The sequence below is a fragment of the Kitasatospora sp. NPDC114501 genome (assembly GCF_055633695.1).
The window spans coordinates 124,613-144,801 of record NZ_JBVKDS010000011.1; the positions used below are offsets into that span (position 1 = coordinate 124,613).

Here is a 20,189-nt window from a genome sequence, read left to right on the forward strand (position 1 = left end):
AGGGGATACTGCGCGGCTGGCTGGCTGGCTGGCTGGCTGGCTGGCTGGCTGGCTGGCTGGCTGGCTGGCTGGGGCCACGGTTCCATACCACACCTCAGCACCCCCCGGAACCGGTGCGGCGGCATCGGCTCGGTGTGGTGGGGGCGGTCCTGCGGGGGCATAGGGGTGATGGTAACCGTCGGGGCGCGGGGACGGCGTGGACCAGCGAAATCCGTCCCACCGCTCCTCCTCACCGGACGCCCCGTCAGTCCCGCAGGCGAATCTACGCGACCCGCTCCGGAGCCGTTGCGGCAGGTCAGGCCCCGGCGAGGACCTCCGCGCCCACTCCCGCCAGCAGGCCGCTGACCGCCGGTGACCACGGACGGCGGGTCGGGCCGGTGAGCGTCAGCGTCCGGTGGACGGCCGGGCGGATCGGGACCAGCACGCAGTCGGCCGGGAGCATGGTCAGCGCCAGCGCGGGCATCACCGAGACCCCGACGCCCGCGTGCACCATACCGATCAGGGTGTTCAGGTCACGGATGCGGTGCCGGGGCGTGAAGCGGACACCGGCCCGCCGGTAGGCCTCGCGGATGTGGCGCTCGCAGCCGCCCTCCGACAGCAGGAAGTCGTCGTCCTCCAACTCCGCCACGTGGACGGACGGTTGACCGGCGAGCGGGTGGTCGCGGCGCAGCAGCGCGTGCATCGAGTCGGCGCCGAGCGGGACCGCCCCGGGCGGCAGCGGCCCGGCGTCCACCAGGACGGCGGCGTCCACCGTGCCCGCCTCCAGCCAGGTCGCCAACTCCTCGTCCTCGCCCTCGAAGACCCGGACGGTCACCTGCGGGTAGGCCGCCCGCCAGTCCTTCAGCAGCCCGGGCAGCAGCGCCTGGCAGACGGTGGTCGGCGCCGCCAGCCGTACCGTGCCGCTCGGGCCACCGGAGTGCCGGGTGGCGATCGCGCGGACGGCGGCGGCCGAGGCGACGGCCGTCCGGGCGTGCGGCAGGACCTGCTCGCCCAGCGGGGTGGGGCGGCACGGGCTGCCGCGCCACAGCACGGGCGCGCCGAGGCTGCGCTCCAGCGCGGCGACGGCGTGCGAGACCGCGGACTGGCTGATGCCCAGTTCGTCGGCGGCCGCGCCGAAGCCGCCGGTGTCGGCGACCGCGACCAGTGCCCTGAGCTGGGCCAGGTTGACGTCCGAGGTCATGAGACTTCCTCATCGCGGGTGCACTGCCACTTGTTGGACTCATGCTCCGGTGCCGGGCCACGCTCTGTCCAGCTGATGGCACGGAACGAGGAGGTGGTGGGAGTGCGGCGCTGGCTGCCGGGCTTCGTGGCCCTGTCGGCGATCTGGGGCGCGAGCTTCGCCCTGATCAAGGTGGCGGTCGACGCGGGGGTGCCGCCGCTCTGGGTGGCCCTGTGGCGCTGCCTGCTGGGCGCGGCCACGCTGTGGGCGGTCCTCGCGGTGCGCGGCGAGCGGCCCCCGCGCGACCGGGCGCTGTGGGGCCACTCGGCCGTGGTGGCGGTGCTGCTCAACGCCGTGCCGTTCACCCTCTTCCCGTTCGGCGAGGCCAGGGTCGGCTCGGTGCTCGCCGGGGTGATGAACGCGACCACCCCGCTGTTCACCCTGCTGTTCTCGGTGCTCACCGTCCCCGGGGAGCGCCGCCCGGGCGCCCGCCGGCTGGCCGGCCTGGGGCTCGGCTTCCTCGGTGTGCTCACCGTGCTCGGGGCCTGGCGCGGCCTCGGCGCCGGGGTGACCGCCGGCGCGCCGGCCTGCCTGGCCGCCGCCTGCTGCTACGGCGCCGGCTTCGCCTACCTGCGCCGCTTCCTGTCCGGCCGCCCGGAGTCGGTGGCCTCCCTCTCCGCGGTCCAGATCGCCTGCGCCACCGCCGAGTTGGCCCTGGTCGCGCCGCTCGCCGCGGGCGCTCCGCACTGGCCAGGGGCCGGTCCGGCGCTCGCCCTGCTGGTGCTCGGTGCGGTCGGCACCGGCCTGGCATACCTGCTCAACCTGGCGCTGGTCCGCGGCGCGGGGGCGACGGTGGCCTCTGCCGTCACGTACGTGATGCCGCTCTGGTCGACGGCGCTCGGCGCGGCCCTCCTGCACGAGCCGGTGGGCTGGAACGCGCTGGCCGGTGGCGCGCTGGTGATCGCGGCCGTCCTGCTCACGAGGCCGCCGGCCCGGGCCGCGGCGCGGGACACGACTCCGCGACTGGCCTCGGGCGGGGCCTCGGGCGGGGCCCCGAAGGGTCGTCAGCCGGTCGGTTAGGGTGGACCGGATGAGCGAGCGGGAGCAGCAGCCGACGTCCGTGCGCTGCGGGCGGACCCGGCGCCGTCCTGCGCCACCTGCGGTACGTCCGGCGACAGGTCGACCGCCTGGCAGGCCGAACCCGGTACACACCTGCCCGACAGCGCAGTTGACGCCCGTTTAGGAGAGCACCGTGCAGCCCGAGCCCGCCCGGCCGCCGGCCGGCCCGACGCTCGACGTCGACGCGCTGCCGCAGATCCGCGAGCAGTACGAGCACGCCAGGGCCGTGCTGCGCGCGGAGTTCGAGGCCACCGACGATCCGCGGTGGCGGGAGCAGGTGCTCGACCACCTCGAGCTCGGCTCCTTCTCGGCCGGCTACCTCCTCGGCGCCGCCGAGCACGACCCGCTCGAACGCGCCACGGCCGCCCACAACCTCGCCGCCGTCACGCTCACCCCCCTGCGCCGTCCCCGATCCGCCCGGCCCTCGGCCGGCTCGGCCGACACCGGACCGCCGGCGCTGATGGACCCGGCCGTCCGGGACCAGGCGAACGCCCTGGCGGGCTTCGTCCGGGCCCGGGCCACCGAGGAGGCCCGGGCCGGCCACCTGGAGCTGACGGAGACCGTCGCCTCCCTGCTGACGACGTCCGCTTACGCGCTCGGCCGGCTCGAGACCGGCCTCGCCCACGGCGACGTCGAGACGGTCACCCGCCAGCTCGACATCCTGCACCAGCAGGCGGACCGCTGGCGTGACCACCCCGACAACCCGGACCGCGCGCTGCGGCAGGTCCGGGCCGCCGACGCCCGCGCCGGAGCAGCGGTGGACGCCGGGCCCACCGCCGCATCCCGGCCGGGCCGAGACGCCGTCCCCGAACGCCGTGGAGCCGCATCGTAGTTGATGCCAGGGCTGAAGGATCTCGTGCTGACGAGGCCGCCGGCCCGGGCTGCGGCTCTGACGCGACGGCGCGCGGGGGCCGTAGCCGCGCTGCCGGGCGGGGCCCCGAAGGGTCGTCAGCCGGTCGGTTAGGGTGGACCGGATGAGCGAGGGGAGCCGCGAGCGGGAGCAGCAGCCGACGTCCGTGCGCCGGGCGCTGCGGGCGGACCCGCTGCGCTTCCCGTTCACCCGCTGGGTGCCGCGCTGCTGGGCGTACCTGATCGGCGGCGCGCTGGTGGGGCCGGTGCTGCTGGTGGTCCTCACGGTGCTGCTGGTGCTCGGCGTGGGCCTGTCGGTGATCGGGATCGGGCTGCCGGTGCTGCTGGCCCTGGCGCTCGCGGGAATCCCCGCCGCCGGCGCGGCCCGGTGGCGGCTGCGGCTGGTCGAGCCGCTCCCCCTGCCGGACCCGCACCGGAGCCTGCCCGGGGCGGGCCGCCGCGCCCGCGTCCGCACCCGGCTGCGCGAGCGGGCCACCTGGCGCGAACTCGCCCACACCGTGCTCGCCTCGACGGTGCTGGCCGCCGCCTCGCTCGGCTTCACCGGGCTGCTGGTGCTCTCCGGCCTGTACGTGCTCTCCCCGCTGGTGGTGTGGGCGCTCGCCCCCGAGACGGTGATGCTCGTCCCCGGGCACGCCGTCCCCGGGCCGCTCGCCGCCCTGCCGTTCACCGCCGCCGGGCTGGCCGGCCTGCTGCTCTGCGCCTACGCCGGGGCGCTGCTGGCCTCGGCCGAGGTCGCGCTGGCCCGCTTCCTGCTCGGGCCCCGGGAGGACGACCTCGGCCACCAGGTGCTCGAACTCACCCGCTCCCGGGCCCGGTTGGCCGACGCCTTCGAGGCCGAGCGGCGCCGGATCGAACGCGACCTGCACGACGGCGCGCAGCAGCAGCTGGTCGCGCTCAGCATGACGCTGGGGCTCGCCGAGTACGAGCTGCGCGGCCAGGAGGGCCGGGCGGCCGAGCTCGTCACCCGGGCGCGCGGCGAGGCCCGGGAGGCACTGGAGCAGCTGCGCGGGCTGGTGCGCGGCATCCACCCCCAGGTGCTCACCGACCACGGGCTCGCCGCGGCCGTCGACGAGGTCGCGCAGCGCCACCCGATCCCGGTGGCCACCGACATCGACCTCCCGGAGCGGCTGCCCGCCCCCGTGGAGACCACCGCCTACTTCACCGTCACCGAGGCGCTCACCAACGCCGCCAAGCACAGCGGTGCCACCGCGATCACCGTCCACGGGCGGGTCGCGGGCGGCCGGCTGGTCGTCGAGGTGACCGACGACGGCCGCGGCGGGGCGGACCCGGCCGCCGGGGCCGGACTGGCCGGACTCGCCGACCGGGTGGCACTGCTGAGAGGACGGCTGATGGTGACGAGCCCGACGGGCGGCCCGACGACGCTGCGGCTGGAGGTTCCGTGCTCCGGGTCGTGATCGCCGAGGACGCGGTGCTGCTGCGCGCCGGACTGGTCGAACTCCTCGCCCTCGGCGGCCACCGGGTGACCGCCGCCGTCGGCGACGCCGGGGCGCTGGCCGCGGCCGTCGACGCCGAACGGCCGGACATCGTGGTCACCGACGTCCGGATGCCCCCCGACCACAGTGACGAGGGCCTGCGCGCCGCCCTCGCCCTGCGCGAGCGCCACCCGGGCCTGCCCGTGCTGGTCCTCTCTCAGTACGTGGCCACCCCGTACGCCACCCGGCTGCTCGCCGCCGCCGGCGCCCAACCGGCCGGTCTCGGCTACCTCTTGAAGGACCGGGTCGGCGACGTCGCGGACTTCCTGGACGCGCTGCGGCGGGTCGCCGACGGGGACACGGTGATCGACCCCGAGGTGGTCCGGGTGCTGCTGCGCGGCCGGTCCGCCGACCGCCCGCTGGCCCGTCTCACCCCGCGTGAGCGCGAGGTGCTCGCGCTGATGGCCGAGGGCCTCAACAACCAGGCCGTAGCGGGCCGGTTGAGCATCACCGAGGCGTCGGTGGTGAAGCACTGCGGGAACATCTTCATGAAGCTGGACCTGGATCCGACGGAGGGCAACCGGCGGGTGCTCGCGGTGCTGGCGCACCTGCGGGGGGAGTGACGCCCCGGCCGGTCGGGGTCGCGAGTCACCCCCTTGTCACGGCGGTCGCGCTGCCGGAACGATGGCGTCATGGCGAGGACACGGGAACCGCAGAGCGCAATCGTCAACCGACTGCTCAAGGGCGAGGCCACCGAGGACGACAGCACGACGGCCCAGGCGAACTTCCTGCTCTGGCTGCGGCAGGAGTGGGGCGGGGACGGCGACCGGGCGTTGGCGTCCTGCCTGGACGTGCTGACCGAGGCCGGGGGCGAGGAGTGGCGGGCGCTGCCGGAACGCGATCTGTCCGCCCACGTCTGGCTGTTCAGCTTCTCCTGCCCGGGTCGGGACGACCTGCCGGGCCAGGCGCGGAACTGGGTGTCGGCGGTCCGCGCCAACGGCGGCGCGCCCGCGATCGCCCGGCTGGTCAGGCACCTGCGGGGGCAGCCGGAGTGACCGGCGCGGCCGAGCCGGGCAGGGACCCGGCGGGCAGGGGCACGGCGGGGTCGAGCAGCTCCGTGAGCCGCCGCGCCGAGGCCTCCCAGGTCCAGTGCTCCTCGGCCCAGCGCCGCCCCGCCGCCCCCATCCGGGCCCGCTCGGCGGGCGGGGCGAGCAGGATCCGGGTCAGGGCGGCGGCCACCTCGGCGGGGGCGCGGCCGTCGACGACCGTGCCGGTGACGCCGTCGAGGACGGTGTCCGGGGCGCCGCCCGAGCGGCCGGCCACCACCGGGAGGCCGGCCGCGGCCGCCTCCAGGAAGACGATGCCGAGGCCCTCCGCCTCCAGCCCCAGCCGGCGGGTGCGGCACGGCATCGCGAAGACGTCCGCCCCGGCGTAGTGGACGGCCGTCCCGGCGTGGTCCAGGCCGCCGGTGAACACCACGCTGCCGGGCTCGGTCAGCCGGTGGGCGAGGCCCCGCAGCCGGTCCTCGTCCGGGCCCCGGCCGACCAGCACCAGGGTGGTCCCGGGCACGGCCCGGCGGATCGCGGGCAGCGCGCGGATCAGCACGTCCTGGCCCTTGCGCGGGACCAGCCGCGCCACGCAGAGGACCACCGGTGCGGCGGACGTCCCCGTACCGGCGTTCCCCGTACCGGCGTTCCCCGTACCGGCGTTCCCCGTACCGGCGTTCCCCGTACCGGCGTTCCCCGTACCGGCGTTCCCCGTACCGGTCCGGGTCGGGGCGGCGGCCGGCCGGAAGACCGCCGGGTCGACCCCCGGGACGAGCCGTGCCAGCCGGGCGTCGGGCCCGAGCGCCGGGGCGATCCGGGCGCGGGTGTAGGCGCCCAGGTAGGTCACCACGTCCGTGCCGCGGCCGATCCGGCGCAGCAGCGCGCGGGCGCCCGGGGTGCGGGCCCACCAGATCTCGTGGCCGTGCGTGGTGGCGACGGTGCGGCGGATGCCGGGCGCCAGCCGCCGCAGGCCGGGCGCCATCGCGGCGAGCGGCGCGGCCGCGCCGAACCAGACCCGGTCGCACCCGTGCGCCCGGGCTATCTCGGCGGCCCGGCGGGTGGCCCGCGGGGTCGGCAGCAGGGTGCGGGCACGGTCGCGGATCACCGGGTAGGGGAGAGCGGCGTCGTGGCGCTCCGCGCCCGGTTCGGCCGAGGTGTAGACCACGACGTCGTGGCCGGGGACGCGGTCGGCCAGGGCCTTGACGAAGGTTTCGATGCCGCCCTGGCGCGGCGGGAAGTCGTTGGTGACGACGAGGGTGGTGCCCATGGCAGGCCTTTCGGAACGGAGTTCGCGGGGATCGGGTTCGCGGGGAGCGGGAAGGAGAGCAGGACGAGGACGAGCGGCAGCGCGAGGTAGCCGAACCGCCCGGCGGGCGCAAGCAGGAAGGCCGCCGCCAGCCCCAGGGCCAGCCGGTGCGCGGCGGCGGCCGCGGTGCGGGGCGGGCGGGTGAGCAGCGAGGCCCCGACGGCGAGCCCGGCGAGCAGCAGCAGGCCGACGGCGGCGTACCAGCCGGGCGGGCCGAGGTCGGCGAGCAGCCGCCCGGGCAGCGGACTGGCGGCCGGGGTCGGGAGCCGGCCGCGCCCGGTGGGGAAGGCGAGCACCTGCTCCACCAGCGGCCCCGGCGCGCGCAGCGCCACCGGCAGCACCGCCACCGCCGCCGCCACCACCGCGACGGCCGCCCCGCGCAGCGCCGCGCGCCGTCCGGCGGCGGCCGCCAGCAGGGCCGTCACCACGGCGAGCGCGGGCCAGGCCGTCCACTTCAGCGAGCAGGCGGCGGCCAGCGCCAACCCGGCCGCCATCGGCCGCCGTTGGGCGGCGCGGACCAGGGAGAGCCAGCAGAGTCCGGTGAGCGGCAGGTCGACTCCGCTGACGCAGAGCGGCAGCGCCACCACCGGCGAGGCGGTGAGCGCGGCGGCACCGAGCCGGCGCCCGGCGGGCACCGTCCGCAGCACGCAGACCAGGAACACCGCCGCGCACCAGAGCCGGGCGTCACCCAGTGGCGACCCGCCCAGCAGTGCCCGGGGCAGGCCCAGCAGGGCCATGCCGGGGAGGTACGGGGTGTACTCCGCGACGGACCGCGGGTCGGCCAGGTACGGGCTGCCGGTGTGCAGCAGCAGCGACCCGGAGCGCTCGATCACCCCGACCTCGCTCTGCCCCCGCCCGTCGAGCACCAGGACGAGCAGCGGCACCAGTACCGCGCCGACGGCCGCGACAGCCACCGACAGCTCACGTCCGCGCCGCCGCGCCAGCACGGCGACCGGCGCCGCGAGCAGGTACCCGCCGGCCGCCCAGAGCCCCCAACCGCGGTGCGGTCCCAGCCCGGACAGCACCGGGAACGCCCCCGCCCACCCCGCCGCGACCAGCCATCCGCCGCACCACCACCACGCCCGTTTCGTCACCCCTTCATTGCATCGGCGCAGGCCGGCGGGGGCATCACGGTCAAGTCGAGTCCTGTGGTCGGGTTTTCCCTACCTCCACCCGGGCCCGCGACGGTCCCCGCCCGGGGCGCTCGGTCTGACGGTCCGCGCTGACGTTCGGTGTCCGGCGGATTACTGATCGTCCCGGGCTCCCCGCTATCCTCGCCGTGTGGTGAGGTCGTGGGATGCGGCGGTGGAGCGGGCGCAGGACCGGCTGGCGGCGGGGCCGCGGCTGCGGGCGGCCGGGCCGGGGGAGGAACGGCGGTTCGCGCTCTGGGACTTGGCGTCCCTGGTGGAGGGCGAGCTGGGCGAGCGGGTGGACCCGGACGGGCTGGCGCCGCACGCGGAGCGTGGCTGGCGGGAGCGGCTGGGGGAGAGCGGGCGGGAGTGGCCGGGCGGGGAGCTGTACCGGCGGCGCTACTGGATCCAGGACGACGCCGGCGCCGTGGTGGGCACCGTCGCCGTGGACAACTGGACCAAGGGCCCGAGCCAGCTCGCCGTCTCCTCCCTCTACGTGACTCCGGCCGCGCGCGGGCGGGGCCTGGCCGCCGCCGCGCTGGACGCGGTGTACGCGGCGGCCACCGCCGAGGGCCTGCCGGGGTTCCGGCTGGAGGCGCACTGGACCTGGCAGCCGGCGGTCCGCTACTACCTGCGCCGGGGCCTGTGGGTGGTGGGCTGGAAGCGCTCGCTGTCCTTCGCCCGGATGCCCCAACTCCCCGTGCACCGGGTGCGGGAGGAGGACGGGCGGCTGCTCCTGCTGGTCGCCGACCGGCTGCGCGGCTGGGTGCCGATACTGGCCGCCGGGCAGGAGGGCCGCTGGCTGCGGCTGGACGAGACGGCGCACTACCGGGGCTGTGACGGCTGGGTGCACGAGTACGCCCGTTCCACGCTGGCGCTGTGCCTGGCGCTGGCCGGCCGGCCGCTGGTGCGCGGGCCGCAGTGGTGGGCGGAGGCGTGGCGCTGGTCGGAGGCCGGGGAGCCGGAGGGCCTGGCGTACCGGATCGAGGAGTTCGAGCGGGCGGCCCGGGCGGCGGGCCGGCTGATGGCGAGCCCGTACCGCCCGGTGCCGCTGCCGTCGTCCGCGCCGCCGGAGCCCGCGCCGCCGGAGCCCGCGCCGCCGGCGTCCCCGCAGCTGGCAGACTCGGGGGATGGCTGAGATCGAGATCGACGGCGCGCCCGCCGACCCGGCGCGGCTGGCCGCGCTGGGGCTGCTCAACTACGGGCACTTCACCACCCTGCGCGCCGAGGCGGGCCGGGTGCGGGGACTGTCGCTGCACCTGGACCGGCTGGTCCGGGACTGCCGGGTGCTGTTCGGCGCCGAGTTGGACCGGGCGGCGGTACGGGAGCGGATCGGCGCGGTGCTGCCCGGCGACGGCGCGCCGGTGACCGTCCGGGTGACCGTGTACGACCCGGCGCTCGGCCTGGAGCGCCCCTCGGCCCCGGCCGTACCCGCCCTGCTGGTGACCACCCGTCCGGCCGCGGCGGCCGCGCCCGCCCCGCTGCGGGTCCGCAGCACGGCGTACCGGCGGGAGCTGCCGGAGGTGAAGCACGTCGGCCTGTTCGGCCTGGTGCACCACCGTCGGCAGGCCCAACTGGCGGGCTACGACGACGTGTTGCTGGTCGACGAGGACGGTATGGTGGTCGAGGGCGCGACCTGGAACGTCGGCTTCCTGGCCGAGGACGCGCTGGTCTGGCCGCAGGGGCCCAGCCTGCCCGGCGTCACCGAGGCCCTGCTGTCCGGCGCGTACCGGGGGCCGCAGTCCCGCGAGCGGCTGCCCGCCGAAGGCCTGGACCGCTTCACCGCCGCCTTCGCGGTGAACGCGGGCGTCGGGGTGCGTCCGCTGGCGGCCGTGGACGGCACCGCCTTCGACCCGGGGCACCCGGTGCTCGCCGAGCTGCGCGCCGTCTACCGGGGGATCCCCGCCGAAGCGGTGGGGGGATAACCCCACCCGCGGTCCGCCGGTGGCCTGCATGGTCCGCGGAGCCCGTCCTTCCTAGGTTGGAGCACGTTGACGACGAGCGACGCAGAACCGAAGGAAGGCCCACCCATGGCACGCCGCCAAGACCGCCGCAGGACCGACGCGTACGGCCCCGAGGCGTACGGCCCCGACGCGTACGGCTCCGGCACACCCGGCACCGGCGGGTACGCCGCCGCGCCGTACGCCGCCGCCCCGCAACCGGCCCCCGCGATCGAGCTGCGCGGGGTGCGCCGCACCTACGGGCGCGGCGAGGCGGAGGTGCAGGCGCTGCGCGGGGTCGACCTGGCGCTCGCCCACGGCAGCTTCACCGCGGTGATGGGCCCGTCGGGCTCCGGCAAGTCCACCTTCCTCCAGTGCGCGGCGGGCCTGGACCGCCCGGACTCCGGACAGGTCCGGCTCGGCGGCGAGGACATCACCCAGCTGAGCGAGAACCGGCTGACCAAGCTGCGCCGCAGCCGGATCGGCTTCGTCTTCCAGTCCTTCAACCTGCTGCCCTCGCTGACCGTCGAGCAGAACGTGCTGCTCCCGCAGCGCCTCGCCGGGGAGCGCCAGGACCGCGCCCGGGCCCGGGAGCTGCTGGAGCGGGTGGGCCTCGGCGAGCACGCCAAGCGGCGGCCCGGCCAGCTCTCCGGCGGCCAGCAGCAGCGGGTGGCGATCGCCCGCGCGCTGATCACCCGCCCGGACGTGGTGTTCGCCGACGAGCCGACCGGCGCGCTGGACACCCGGACCGCGCACGAGGTGCTGGCCCTGCTGCGCCACGCCGTGGACTCGCTCGGCGCGACCGTGGTGATGGTGACCCACGACCCGGTGGCGGCCTCCTTCGCCGACCGGGTGCTGTTCCTGGCCGGCGGCGCGATCGTGGACGACCTGCCGCACCCGACCCCGCAGACCGTCGCGGACCGGATGGTCGCGCTGACCGCCCGCCCGGTGGGAGTGGCGGCATGACGAACGGACTCGCGCGCTCCTCGGTGCGCTTCCGGCCCGCGTCCTTCGTGGGCACCCTGGTCGCCCTGCTGCTGGGCGCCGCCGTGGTGGTGGCCTGCGGCGTGCTGCTGCAGACCGGCCTGACCGCGAGCCTCGAACCCACCCGCTACGCCCACGCCCCCGTGGTGGTCGCGGCCGAGCAGGCGGTGAAGATCGAGCAGAAGGTCGCCGACGACACCGAGACCCAGGAGCAGGCCACCCCGGAGCGGGCGCGGACCGACGCCGCGCTGGTCGGCCGGCTGGCCGGGCTGCCCGGGGTCGCGGCCGCCCGCCCGGACACCGCCTTCCCGCTGCCGGCCGGCGACCGGGCGCCGGCCCTGACCGGCCGGGGCTTCGCCGCGCTCGGCATCGCGGGGCCGGGCGACAAGCTGGTCGAGGGCCGCGCCCCCGGGGCGAACGAGGTGGTGCTGGACGCCGACACGGCGCACGCCGCCCGTCTCGCGCCCGGCGCGAGCATCAAGCTCACCGCGCCCGGCGGCACCGCGGACTACCGGATCTCCGGTCTGGCCGCCGCCCAGCGGACCGGCCCCACCGCCTGGTTCGCCGATGCCACCGCCGACCGCCTCTCCGGCCACCCCGGCCGGATCGACGCCGTCGCCGTGCAGCCCCGCGAGGGCGTCAGCACCGCCGCGCTCGCCGCCCAGGTCCGCCAGGCCGTCGGCAACGACGCCAGGACGTACACCGGGGACGGCCGGGCCACCGTCGAACACCCCGCCCTGGGCGAGGCCCGCACCGTCCTGATGGGCCTCGGCGGAACCTTCGGCGGCTACGCCACCATGACCGCGATCTTCGTGGTGATGAGCACCGTCGCCCTCGCCACCGGCCAGCGCGCCCGCGAGTTCGCCCTGCTGCGCGCCATCGGGGCCACCCCGCGCCAGATCCGCCGCACCATCGCCGCCGAGGCGATGCTGGTCGCGCCGATCGCCGCGGCGCTCGGCATCCTGCCCGGACTCGCCCTCGCCCGCTGGTGGTTCGGCCAGCTGGTCGAGCGCGGCGCCGTCCCCGCGGACATCCGCCTGGACGTCGGCCCGCTGCCGATGCTCGCCGCCGTCCTCGCCTGCACCCTGGCCGCGCTGACCGCCGGCTTCCTGGCCGCCCGCCGGCCGTCCCGGATGCGGGCGGCCCAGGCGCTCGGCGAGGCCGCCGTCGAACCGCCCCGCCCGGGCAGGGTCCGCACCGTCCTCGGGCTGGTCTTCGCCGTCGGAGGAGTCACGGCCGCCGCCGTCGCCAGCTCCCTGGACGGCACCAAGGCCGCCCAGATCGCGATGGGCGTGGTGATGTGCTTCATGCTGGCCGTCGCCCTGCTCGGCCCCTGGCTGGCCCGGGCCGCCGCCGCCGTGCTCGGCGTCCCGCTGCGGGCCGGCGGCGCGCCCGGCTCGCTGGCCGCCGACAACGCCCGCGCCAACGCCCGCCGACTGGCCTCCGCGATCACCCCGATCGTCCTGGTCACCGCGTTCTGCGGCACTCTGCTGGTCCTCCAGAGCACCATCCGCCACACCAGCGGCGAGAACGTCCGGGCCGGCGTCACCGCCGACCACGTGATCGGCGCCACCGGCCCCGGCCTGCCCGCCGGGACGGCCGAACGGGCCGCCCGGGTGCCCGGCGTGGACACCGCCATGGGCGTGCTGCGCACCGGCGTCGTCTACGAGACCGCCGGCCAGCTGGGCACCGCCCCCGTGCTCGGCGTCGACGGCGACCCGGCCCGGCTGCCGAAGGTGCTCGACCTGGGCGTGCGCGGCGGCGCGCTCGCCGACCTCGGCCGCGCCCCCGACACCATCGCCCTGAGCACCACCCTGGCCGACGCGCTCGGCGCCCGGGTCGGCGACCGGGTCCCGCTCTGGCTCGGCGACGGCACCGCCGCGCGGCCCGCCGTGGTCGCGGTGTACGACCGGGGCCTGGGAGTCGCACAGGCGCTGCTGCCCCGGGCCGCGGTGGCCGCGCACGTCACCGCCGGGTACGACAGCCAGGTGCTGGTCGCCGACGCGCCGGGCGCCGACCCCGCGGCGGTGGCCGCCGCACTCGGCGCCCAGGCCGGGGCCGCCGTGACCGACCGGGCCGGGTTCGTCGCCCGGTCCGACAAGGACCTGGAGATCAGCGGCTGGGCCAACACCGTGATGGCCGCGGTGCTCGGCGGGTTCGCCGCCGTCAGCGCCGCCAACACCCTGGTGATGACCGTGCTGGACCGGCGCCGCGAGGTCGCGCTGCTGCGCCTGGCCGGCACCACCCGCGGCCAGGTGCGCGGCATGATGCGCTGGGAGGCGCTGCTGGTGGCCTCGACCGGGCTGGCGGTCGGCGCGGTGATCGCCGGGCTCACCCTGGTGCCGGTCGCCCGGGGCGTGGCCAACGCCGCCCCGTACGTGCCGCCGATGCTCGCCCTGCCGCTGGCCGCCGGAGCCGTGCTGCTCTGCCTCGCGGCGACCGGGATGCCGGTCCGGGCACTGCTGCGGACCCGGCCGGTGGTGCTGGGCGCGGCGCGCCAGTAGCGGGCCGGAGGCCGTACGAGGAGGCCCTTGAGGACGAGGGCGGACGGCGATGACGGCGTACCTCACCGTGCGGTGGGGTCCGCCGTCGGCAAGCCGCCCGGTTCACCCGGACGGCGGAGGGCCGGAGGGCGTGCGCTGCGCCCTCCGGCCCTCCTGCCCTAGCGTCGCGGGAAGGGGACCCGCCGACGGACGGAGCCGCCGCATGACCACCCCCGCCGAACGCCGCCGGCGCGGTCGGGCCGCCCGGGAGCGCGTCTCCCGCTCCGCCCACGGCCGGTGGATCCCCGCCGCCGACCGGCCCGACCCGCTCGGCGTACTGGAGCGGCAGGGCGAGGACCGGATCGCCCGGCTGCTGCCGATCCGCTACGGGCGGATGGCGGAGAGCCCGTTCGCCTACCTGCGCGCCGCCGCCGCCGTCCTGGCGGCCGACCTCGGCGCCCTCCCCGACACCGGGCTCACCGTCCAACTCTGCGGTGACGCCCACCTGTTGAACTTCGGCGTGTACGCCTCCCCGGAGCGCGCGCTGCTCTTCGACGTCAACGACTTCGACGAGACCTTCCCCGGTCCCTTCGAGTGGGACGTCAAGCGGCTCGCCGCCAGCGTCGCCGTCGCCGCCCGGGACAACGGCCTGGACGAACGGCGGGTACGGCGGGCCGCGCTCACCGCCGCCCACGGGTACGCGGGCGCCATGCGGCGGCTGGCCGGAATGGGCGAACTCGACGTCTGGTACGCCCGGGTGGACACCGCCGACCTGCCGGCCGTGCTGCGCGAGCCGAAGCGGCGCAGACGGGTCGAGGCCGACCTCGCCCACGCCCGGCGCCGCACCAGCCTCCAGGCCTTCGACAAGCTCACCGAGGAACGGGACGGGCGGCGCCGGATCATCAGCGAGCCGCCGCTGATCGAACCGCTGGGACGGAACGAACTGCGCGGCATCGGCAGGGTGTTCAGCGACTACCGGTCGACCCTCGCGGAGGAGCGCCGGGTGCTGCTGGACCGCTACCGCTTCGTCGACGCGGCCACCAAGGTGGTCGGCGTGGGCAGCGTCGGCACCCGCTGCTTCATCGTGCTGCTGGAGGGCCGCGACGGCCGCGACCCGCTGTTCCTCCAGCTCAAGGAGGCCGGCCGGTCGGTGCTGGAGGAACACCTGCCGGCACTGCGGGCGGACGCCGAGGTGGTCGCCCACCACGGCGGCCGCCGCGTCGTCACCGGGCAGCGCCTGATGCAGGCCGCCAGCGACATCTTCCTCGGCTGGACCACCGGCCCCGCCGGGCGCCACTTCTACGGCCGCCAACTGCGCGACATGAAGGGCTCGACGGACATCGCCGAGCTGCGGCCCGCCGGCCTGCGCGCCTACGCCGACCTCTGCGGCCGCACCCTCGCCCGCGCCCACGCCCGCACCGGCGACCGCCTCGCCATCGCCGGCTACCTCGGCGGCGCGGACACCTTCCCCGAGGCCGTCGCCGACTTCGCGGTGCGCTACGCGGACCGGACGAAGGCCGACCACGGCGAACTGGTGGCGGCGATCGCGGACGGGCGGGTGACGGCGACCCCGGGGGTGTGAACCGGGGCCGCCGCACTCCGCCGCCTGTGCTCCGCCGCCCGTGCTCCGACCCGGACGGTCCGGCGCGAGTGCTCCGACGCGGGTGGTTCAGGCGAAGCGAGGCCGGACCGTCGCCACCAGCAGCGCCGCCGCGACCAGCAGGCCGCCGGCGTAGAACGGCCCGAGGCCGCCGGCCGCCGTGCCGAGGGTGGCGGCGGCGAGCAACGGCCCCGCAGTGGCGCCGAGGTTGAGCGCGGCGGTGGCGTAGGCGCCCGCCAGGGTGGGGGCGCCCGCCGCCTCGTACAGCACCCGGGTGATCAGCGTGCCGCCGACGGCGAAGGACAGCACGCCCAGCAGGAACACCAGCGGCAGCAGCGCGCCCGGTGCGCCCGCCAGGACGGCCAGCGCGGGCCAGCCCGCCAGCAGCAGCGGGCCGCCGACGGCGAGCACCGGTCCCGGGTGCCGGTCCGCGAGCCGGCCGGCGGCGGTGACCCCGGCGAACGACCCGGCGCCGAACAGCACCAGCGCGACCGGTACCCACGGTTCGCCCAGCCCGGCGGGACCGGTCACCACGGGGGCGAGGAAGGTGAAGCCGCCGAAGGTCGCCGCGTTCACCAGCGCGGCGAGCAGCATCGCGCGGAGCAGCCGGGGGCGGCGCAGCTCCGCGACCTCCGTCCGCAGGGCCGGAGCCGGGGCCGGGGCGCGGCCCCGGCCGGCTGAAGAGGCAACGGCCGGCAGGCCCTTGGCGATGCCGGCGGCAGCCGGCAGGCAGAGCAGCGCGACGGCCCAGAACGCGGCGCGCCACCCGAACAGCGAGCCCAGCACCGCCCCGCCCGGGACGCCGGCCACCGTCGCCACCGTCGTCCCCGACAGCAGCACCGCGAGCGCCCGGCCCTTCCGGTCCGCCGGGACGAGGGCGGCGGCGGTGGTCAGGGCCACCGCCAGGAACCCGGCGTTGGCGAGCGCGGCCACGATCCGGGTCGCGAACAGCACCGGGAAGCTCGCGGTGACGGCCCCGACGGCGTGCGCCGCCGCGAAGACCAGGAGGAACCCGAGCAGGCTGCCGCGCTCCGGCAGGCGGCGGGCGAGCGCGGCCGTCAGCGGCGCGCCGACCGCCATTCCGACCGCGAAGGCCGAGGTCAGCGCGCCGGCCGTACCGACGGTGACGCCGAGGTCGGCGGCGAGGCCGGGCAGCAGCCCGGCGAGCATGAACTCCGAGGTGCCCATGGCGAACACGGCCAGGGCGAGCAGATAGAGCGGAAGGGGCATCGAGAGGCTCCGAGGAGGCGGTGGGAACGAGGAAGGGACGTCTCGTCACCGCACGCTCAGCCCCCGGGCGGCGCAGACGTGGCGCTCGCTCGGACCTCGGTGGTTCGGCGTTACCGGGTTTCAGGGGGCTGACGGCGCGTGACCGAAAGCCCCCACCCTGGATGCCTCAGGGCTCGACATGCCCGCAGGCTACCCGAAGTTCGCACCGAACCCCACGCCCTCACCGGAACGCGAGGGCCGCTTCGGTCTGACCATTCGCAGGGGACCGGAGGGAGCTGTGGTGCGCGGACCTCCGCCCGTTGCGGCCGGTCGTCACCGGGTGCACCGGGCCTGAACTGCGGGATCGGCCGCCGGGATTGTCAGTGGTGCGTGCCAGGGTGGTCCCATGCTGGCGATCGCGGTGCAGACGAACGAGACGCGGCACCCGAGGGTGACCGCGGAGGAACTGGCGGGGATGGTCCGGCGCATCGGTGCGCCGGACGACCGCTTCCTGGTCGTGGAGCGGATACCGGACCTGCCGGACGTGTACGTCCAGGTGTGGCACGCCGACGGCGAGGACTACACGCTGGAGCACCGGGACGGCTCCTCCGAGCGGCACTTCGAGGTGCGGCTGGACGGGCCAGAGCCGGTGGTCGAGGCGATGACGGGCTGGGCGCGCGGAGCCGCGGGTTGGGACGACGGCCTGGAGTGGAAGCCGCTCGACCTGGGCCCGGCGCCGGAGCCGGTGCCGCCGCTCGAACTGGACGCGGGCGAGCGGCGGGACGTGGAGGAGCGCCTGCGGCTGACCCTGGCCTGCGGCTACACCGACCGCGCCCGGCTCGCCGAACAGGCCGAGGAGTACCTCGTCTCGGGGGACCGCCGTCCGCTCTCCCGCGCCCAGGCCGAGCAACTCGCCGACCGGCTCTGGCTGGAGCGCGTCGGCGAGCAGACCGGCTGGATCGGCGAGACCGACCCGGAGCGCCTCACCCGGGCCTTCGCCGCCCTGGAGGCCGCCGGCATCACGGCCCGCGAGGACTTCTCCTGCTGCCGGTCCTGCGCCGACGCCGACATCGCCGACGCCGGCGCCCCCGACGCCCGCGGCTTCGTCTACTTCCACGCCCAGTGCACCGAGTCCGCCGCGCTCGGCCACGGCCTGTCCCTGCTGTACGGCGGCTCCGACGCCACCCCGGAGACGACCGTCGCCGTCGGGCGGGAGGTGGTCGCCGCCCTGACGGAGGCCGGCCTGCCGACGGTCTGGAACGGCGACCCGTCCCACGCGATCGAGATACGCCCGCTCCTCTGGCGCCGCCGCCTGGGCGCGTGAGGCCGAGACCTGTCGGCGCCCCTCCGTCGCCGTGGTCCGTCCGGTCGGCCGGACCACGGCGACGGCGTCAGCGCCTCACGGCACCAGCATCCGCAGGGCGCCCTTCGCCACCGTGACCTCCACCGGGAGGGAGGTGATGAACTCGCCGTCGGCGTAGGCGGTGATGCCGGGGGACTCGATCCGCAGGGACTCGGTGCGCAGCGTGGTGACCTCGGGGTGTCCCACGTGGGTGCCCTTGAAGAGGGTCGGGAAGAAGCGGGCGATGCGCAGCCGGGGCATGGCGTCGACCAGGGTGAGGTCGAGCAGCCCGTCGTCGGGCAGGGCGGCGGGGCACATCAGCATGCCGCCGCCGTAGCTGCGGGTGTTGCCGACGGCGGCCAGGGTGAGGTCGCGTTCGATGACGGTGCCGTCGGCGAGGGTGATCCGGAACGGCAGCGGGCGCAGGTTGGCGAACTCGGCGAGGATGGCGAGGTTGTAGCGCATCCGGCCGCGCGGCCAGCGCAGCCGGTTGGCGCGGTCGCTGACCAGGGAGTCGAAGCCGGTGGCGAGGACGGAGCCGTACCAGCGGACGGCGCCGTCGGGGCCGGTGACCCGGCCGAGGTCGACGCTGCGGGTGCGCCCGGCGGCGATCACGTCGGCGGCGGCCTCGGGGGCGCCGAGCGGCAGTCCGTACTCGCGGGCGTGGTCGTTGCCGGTGCCGGCCGGTATCACGCCGAGCGGGACGGGGGTGCCGGCGAGGGCCTGGAGGGCGAGGTTGATCATGCCGTCGCCGCCGACCACCGCCACCGCGTCGACGCCGTCGGCCACCGCCTCGCGGGCGAGGCGGACGGCGTCCTCGGGCGAGCGTCCGGCGTGCGGTTCGACCTGGACGCCGAGGGCCCGCAGCCGGGCGGTGGCCCGGTGGGCGGCGGGTTCGGCATGGCCGATGCCCGCCGCCGGGTTGGTGAGAACGGCGACCCTGCGGACGGTTCTCACGCCGGTCACGGGATCAGCTTGCCCGGGTTGAGGATGCCCGCCGGGTCGAGTTCGGCCTTGACGGCGCGCAGGACGCGCACGCCGAGTTCGCCGACCTCGTCGGTCATCCAGGGCCGGTGGTCGGCGCCGACCGCGTGGTGGTGGCTGATGGTGCCGCCGGCACCGAGGATGGCGTCCCCGGCGGCGCGCTTGGCTGCGCCCCAGCGGGTGAGCGGATCCTCGCCGAGGGCGGCGACGACGGTGAAGTAGAGCGAGGCGCCGGTCGGGTAGACGTGCGAGATGTGGCAGAGCACGAGGGAGCCGGGCAGGGCCGTGGTGAGCGCCTCGGTGACGGCGGCCCGCAGGGCGGGCAGCCGGCTCCAGCTGGTCGCGGTCTCCAGGGTCTCGCACAGCGTGCCCGCGCTGAGCAGCGAATCGCGCAGATAGGGGGCGTTGAACCGGCCGTGCTCCCAGGCCCGGGCGGGCGCCTCGCCGAGCGAGGTGCCGCCGGCGGCGAGCAGGACGTCGCGGGTGAGCTGCTGCCGGGCGGCGACCTGGGCGGCGCTGCCCTCGAAGACCGTGACGGCCAGGCAGCCGGTGACCGCCGGGGAGCCGCCGATCTGCTCGGTCATGGCCAGGTTGATCATGGTCTCGGCCTCGTCGGAGAGCCGGATCACGGTCGGGCCGGTGCCCTGCTGCTCGACGGCGCGCAGCGCGGCGGTGCCGGTGGCGAAGTCGGGGAAGCTCCACGCCTCGTACGCCTTGACGGCGGGCAGCGGGTGGACCCGCACCCGGACGGCGGTGATCACGCCGAGTGTGCCCTCGGAGCCGAGGAAGAGCTGGCGCAGGTCGGGGCCGGCGGCGGAGGCGGGGGCGCGGCCGAGGTCGAGCACCCCGCTGGGGGTGACGACGCGCAGTCCGCGCACCATCTCGTCGAAGCGCCCGTACCCGGCGGAGTCCTGGCCGGAGGAGCGGGTGGCCGCGAAGCCGCCGATGGTGGCGTACCGGAAGCTCTGCGGGTAGTGGCCGAGTTCCCAGCCGCGCTCGGCGAGCAGCTGTTCGGCGGCCGGGCCGGTGAGGCCGGCGCCGAGGACGGCCTCGCCGGAGGTCTCGTCCAGGTCGAGCAGCCGGTCGAAGCGGCGCAGGTCGAGGGAGACGACGGCGTGGAAGGCGCCGCGCTCGGGGTCGAGGCCGCCGACCACGCTGGTGCCGCCGCCGAACGGGACGACGGCGATGCGGCGTTCGGCGCACACCGCGAGGACGGCGGCGACCTCCTGCTCGCCGCCGGGCAGCACGACGGCGTCGGGCGCGTCCTGGGGTTCGCGGCTGCGGCGGCGCAGCAGGTCGGGGGTGGACTTGCCGCCGGCGCGCGGCAGCCGGTCGGCGTCGGCGGCGCTGACGTGCGCCTCGCCGACGGCGGCGGCGAGCGCCTTGAGGTCCTCGGCGGAGATCCGGGAGGGGTGCAGCACGACCTCGTCGGCGCCCGGCCCTGGGGCGGCGTCGCCGGTGACGCCGAGGGCGGCGGCGAGCAGTCCCTTGATGTCGGCGGACAGCTCCTTGGCCAGGGCCGGGTCGCCCCAGGCGTCCCACTTCATCGGGGGGAGCGGAAGTGCGGCGCCGGCCGGTTCCGCT

The 20,189-nt window shown here is 76.9% G+C and carries 17 protein-coding genes; 11 read left to right on the forward strand and 6 right to left on the reverse strand.

What is annotated here, in order from left to right; all coding sequences use genetic code 11:
- Positions 1-295: 295 nt before the first annotated feature.
- Entirely contained in the window at positions 296-1,180 is an 885-nt protein-coding gene (locus tag ACZ7RU_RS21515; protein ID WP_470342534.1) for a LysR family transcriptional regulator, read from the reverse strand.
- A gap of 75 nt (positions 1,181-1,255) precedes the next feature.
- Here ACZ7RU_RS21515 and ACZ7RU_RS21520 point away from each other — a divergent pair, with 75 nt between their 5' ends.
- From ACZ7RU_RS21520 to ACZ7RU_RS21540, 5 genes are all read left to right on the forward strand, one after another.
- Positions 1,256-2,239, forward strand: a complete 984-nt coding sequence (locus ACZ7RU_RS21520) for a DMT family transporter (RefSeq protein WP_470342535.1) — start codon at positions 1,256-1,258, stop codon at positions 2,237-2,239.
- A 172-nt stretch (positions 2,240-2,411) separates the two neighbouring features.
- Entirely contained in the window at positions 2,412-3,110 is a 699-nt protein-coding gene (locus ACZ7RU_RS21525) for a hypothetical protein (RefSeq protein WP_470342536.1), read from the forward strand.
- A 142-nt stretch (positions 3,111-3,252) separates the two neighbouring features.
- The gene (locus ACZ7RU_RS21530; protein WP_470342537.1) at positions 3,253-4,563 is read left to right on the forward strand and encodes a sensor histidine kinase; all 1,311 of its coding nucleotides are present in this window, start codon (positions 3,253-3,255) and stop codon (positions 4,561-4,563) included.
- Positions 4,548-5,204, forward strand: a complete 657-nt coding sequence (locus tag ACZ7RU_RS21535; protein WP_470342538.1) for a response regulator — start codon at positions 4,548-4,550, stop codon at positions 5,202-5,204. The genes ACZ7RU_RS21530 and ACZ7RU_RS21535 overlap by 16 nt, the downstream gene beginning before the upstream one ends.
- A gap of 69 nt (positions 5,205-5,273) precedes the next feature.
- Entirely contained in the window at positions 5,274-5,636 is a 363-nt protein-coding gene (locus ACZ7RU_RS21540) for a hypothetical protein (protein ID WP_470342539.1), read from the forward strand.
- Here the strand turns inward: ACZ7RU_RS21540 and ACZ7RU_RS21545 are convergent.
- Together ACZ7RU_RS21545 and ACZ7RU_RS21550 are read right to left on the reverse strand one after the other, a co-directional pair.
- Complete coding sequence (locus tag ACZ7RU_RS21545) at positions 5,608-6,843, reverse strand: glycosyltransferase family 4 protein (RefSeq protein ID WP_470342710.1); 1,236 nt, start codon at positions 6,841-6,843, stop codon at positions 5,608-5,610. The two genes, ACZ7RU_RS21540 and ACZ7RU_RS21545, sit on opposite strands and share 29 nt — an antisense overlap.
- Entirely contained in the window at positions 6,729-7,958 is a 1,230-nt protein-coding gene (locus tag ACZ7RU_RS21550; RefSeq protein WP_470342540.1) for a glycosyltransferase 87 family protein, read from the reverse strand. Before ACZ7RU_RS21550 ends, ACZ7RU_RS21545 begins: the two co-directional genes overlap by 115 nt.
- A gap of 256 nt (positions 7,959-8,214) precedes the next feature.
- Between ACZ7RU_RS21550 and ACZ7RU_RS21555 the strand changes: the two genes are divergently transcribed.
- The 5 genes from ACZ7RU_RS21555 (at position 8,215) to ACZ7RU_RS21575 (ending at position 15,052) form a co-directional block, all read left to right on the forward strand.
- Positions 8,215-9,201 (forward strand): GNAT family N-acetyltransferase, encoded by a 987-nt coding sequence (locus tag ACZ7RU_RS21555; RefSeq protein ID WP_470342541.1) that lies wholly within the window; start codon positions 8,215-8,217, stop codon positions 9,199-9,201.
- The gene (locus ACZ7RU_RS21560) at positions 9,194-9,988 is read left to right on the forward strand and encodes an aminotransferase class IV (RefSeq protein ID WP_470342542.1); all 795 of its coding nucleotides are present in this window, start codon (positions 9,194-9,196) and stop codon (positions 9,986-9,988) included. Before ACZ7RU_RS21555 ends, ACZ7RU_RS21560 begins: the two co-directional genes overlap by 8 nt.
- A gap of 105 nt (positions 9,989-10,093) precedes the next feature.
- Positions 10,094-10,969, forward strand: coding sequence for an ABC transporter ATP-binding protein (locus ACZ7RU_RS21565; protein WP_470342543.1), 876 nt, complete (start codon positions 10,094-10,096; stop codon positions 10,967-10,969).
- On the forward strand, positions 10,966-13,491 hold the full coding sequence (locus tag ACZ7RU_RS21570) for an FtsX-like permease family protein (RefSeq protein ID WP_470342544.1): 2,526 nt from the start codon (positions 10,966-10,968) through the stop codon (positions 13,489-13,491). The genes ACZ7RU_RS21565 and ACZ7RU_RS21570 overlap by 4 nt, the downstream gene beginning before the upstream one ends.
- A gap of 202 nt (positions 13,492-13,693) precedes the next feature.
- Positions 13,694-15,052, forward strand: a complete 1,359-nt coding sequence (locus ACZ7RU_RS21575) for a DUF2252 domain-containing protein (protein WP_470342545.1) — start codon at positions 13,694-13,696, stop codon at positions 15,050-15,052.
- 87 nt (positions 15,053-15,139) lie between these two features.
- Here the strand turns inward: ACZ7RU_RS21575 and ACZ7RU_RS21580 are convergent, their stop codons facing one another.
- The gene (locus ACZ7RU_RS21580) at positions 15,140-16,300 is read right to left on the reverse strand and encodes a Cmx/CmrA family chloramphenicol efflux MFS transporter (protein ID WP_470342546.1); all 1,161 of its coding nucleotides are present in this window, start codon (positions 16,298-16,300) and stop codon (positions 15,140-15,142) included.
- 385 nt (positions 16,301-16,685) lie between these two features.
- Here ACZ7RU_RS21580 and ACZ7RU_RS21585 point away from each other — a divergent pair, with 385 nt between their 5' ends.
- Complete coding sequence (locus ACZ7RU_RS21585) at positions 16,686-17,603, forward strand: DUF6891 domain-containing protein (protein WP_470342547.1); 918 nt, start codon at positions 16,686-16,688, stop codon at positions 17,601-17,603.
- A 75-nt stretch (positions 17,604-17,678) separates the two neighbouring features.
- Here ACZ7RU_RS21585 and ACZ7RU_RS21590 read toward each other — a convergent pair whose 3' ends face one another.
- Positions 17,679-18,587 carry a diacylglycerol kinase gene (locus ACZ7RU_RS21590; RefSeq protein WP_470342548.1) on the reverse strand — a complete coding sequence of 303 codons (909 nt, stop codon included), beginning with the start codon at positions 18,585-18,587 and terminating at the stop codon, positions 17,679-17,681.
- Positions 18,584-20,152, reverse strand: a complete 1,569-nt coding sequence (locus tag ACZ7RU_RS21595; RefSeq protein ID WP_470342549.1) for an FAD-binding oxidoreductase — start codon at positions 20,150-20,152, stop codon at positions 18,584-18,586. The genes ACZ7RU_RS21590 and ACZ7RU_RS21595 overlap by 4 nt, the downstream gene beginning before the upstream one ends.
- Between the last annotated feature and the right edge of the window lie 37 nt (positions 20,153-20,189).

Excerpts from the sequence above, each read along its gene's own strand:
- ACZ7RU_RS21585 (WP_470342547.1), top strand. The coding sequence starts at position 16,686 with ATGCTGGCGATCGCGGTGCAGACGAACGAGACGCGGCACCCGAGGGTG.
- ACZ7RU_RS21595 (WP_470342549.1), bottom strand. The coding sequence starts at position 20,152 with ATGAAGTGGGACGCCTGGGGCGACCCGGCCCTGGCCAAGGAGCTGTCC.
- ACZ7RU_RS21560 (WP_470342542.1), top strand. The coding sequence starts at position 9,194 with ATGGCTGAGATCGAGATCGACGGCGCGCCCGCCGACCCGGCGCGGCTG.
- ACZ7RU_RS21570 (WP_470342544.1), top strand. The coding sequence starts at position 10,966 with ATGACGAACGGACTCGCGCGCTCCTCGGTGCGCTTCCGGCCCGCGTCC.
- ACZ7RU_RS21540 (WP_470342539.1), top strand. The coding sequence starts at position 5,274 with ATGGCGAGGACACGGGAACCGCAGAGCGCAATCGTCAACCGACTGCTC.
- ACZ7RU_RS21515 (WP_470342534.1), bottom strand. The coding sequence starts at position 1,180 with ATGACCTCGGACGTCAACCTGGCCCAGCTCAGGGCACTGGTCGCGGTC.
- ACZ7RU_RS21565 (WP_470342543.1), top strand. The coding sequence starts at position 10,094 with ATGGCACGCCGCCAAGACCGCCGCAGGACCGACGCGTACGGCCCCGAG.
- ACZ7RU_RS21530 (WP_470342537.1), top strand. The coding sequence starts at position 3,253 with ATGAGCGAGGGGAGCCGCGAGCGGGAGCAGCAGCCGACGTCCGTGCGC.
- ACZ7RU_RS21580 (WP_470342546.1), bottom strand. The coding sequence starts at position 16,300 with ATGCCCCTTCCGCTCTATCTGCTCGCCCTGGCCGTGTTCGCCATGGGC.
- ACZ7RU_RS21575 (WP_470342545.1), top strand. The coding sequence starts at position 13,694 with ATGACCACCCCCGCCGAACGCCGCCGGCGCGGTCGGGCCGCCCGGGAG.
- ACZ7RU_RS21520 (WP_470342535.1), top strand. The coding sequence starts at position 1,256 with ATGGCACGGAACGAGGAGGTGGTGGGAGTGCGGCGCTGGCTGCCGGGC.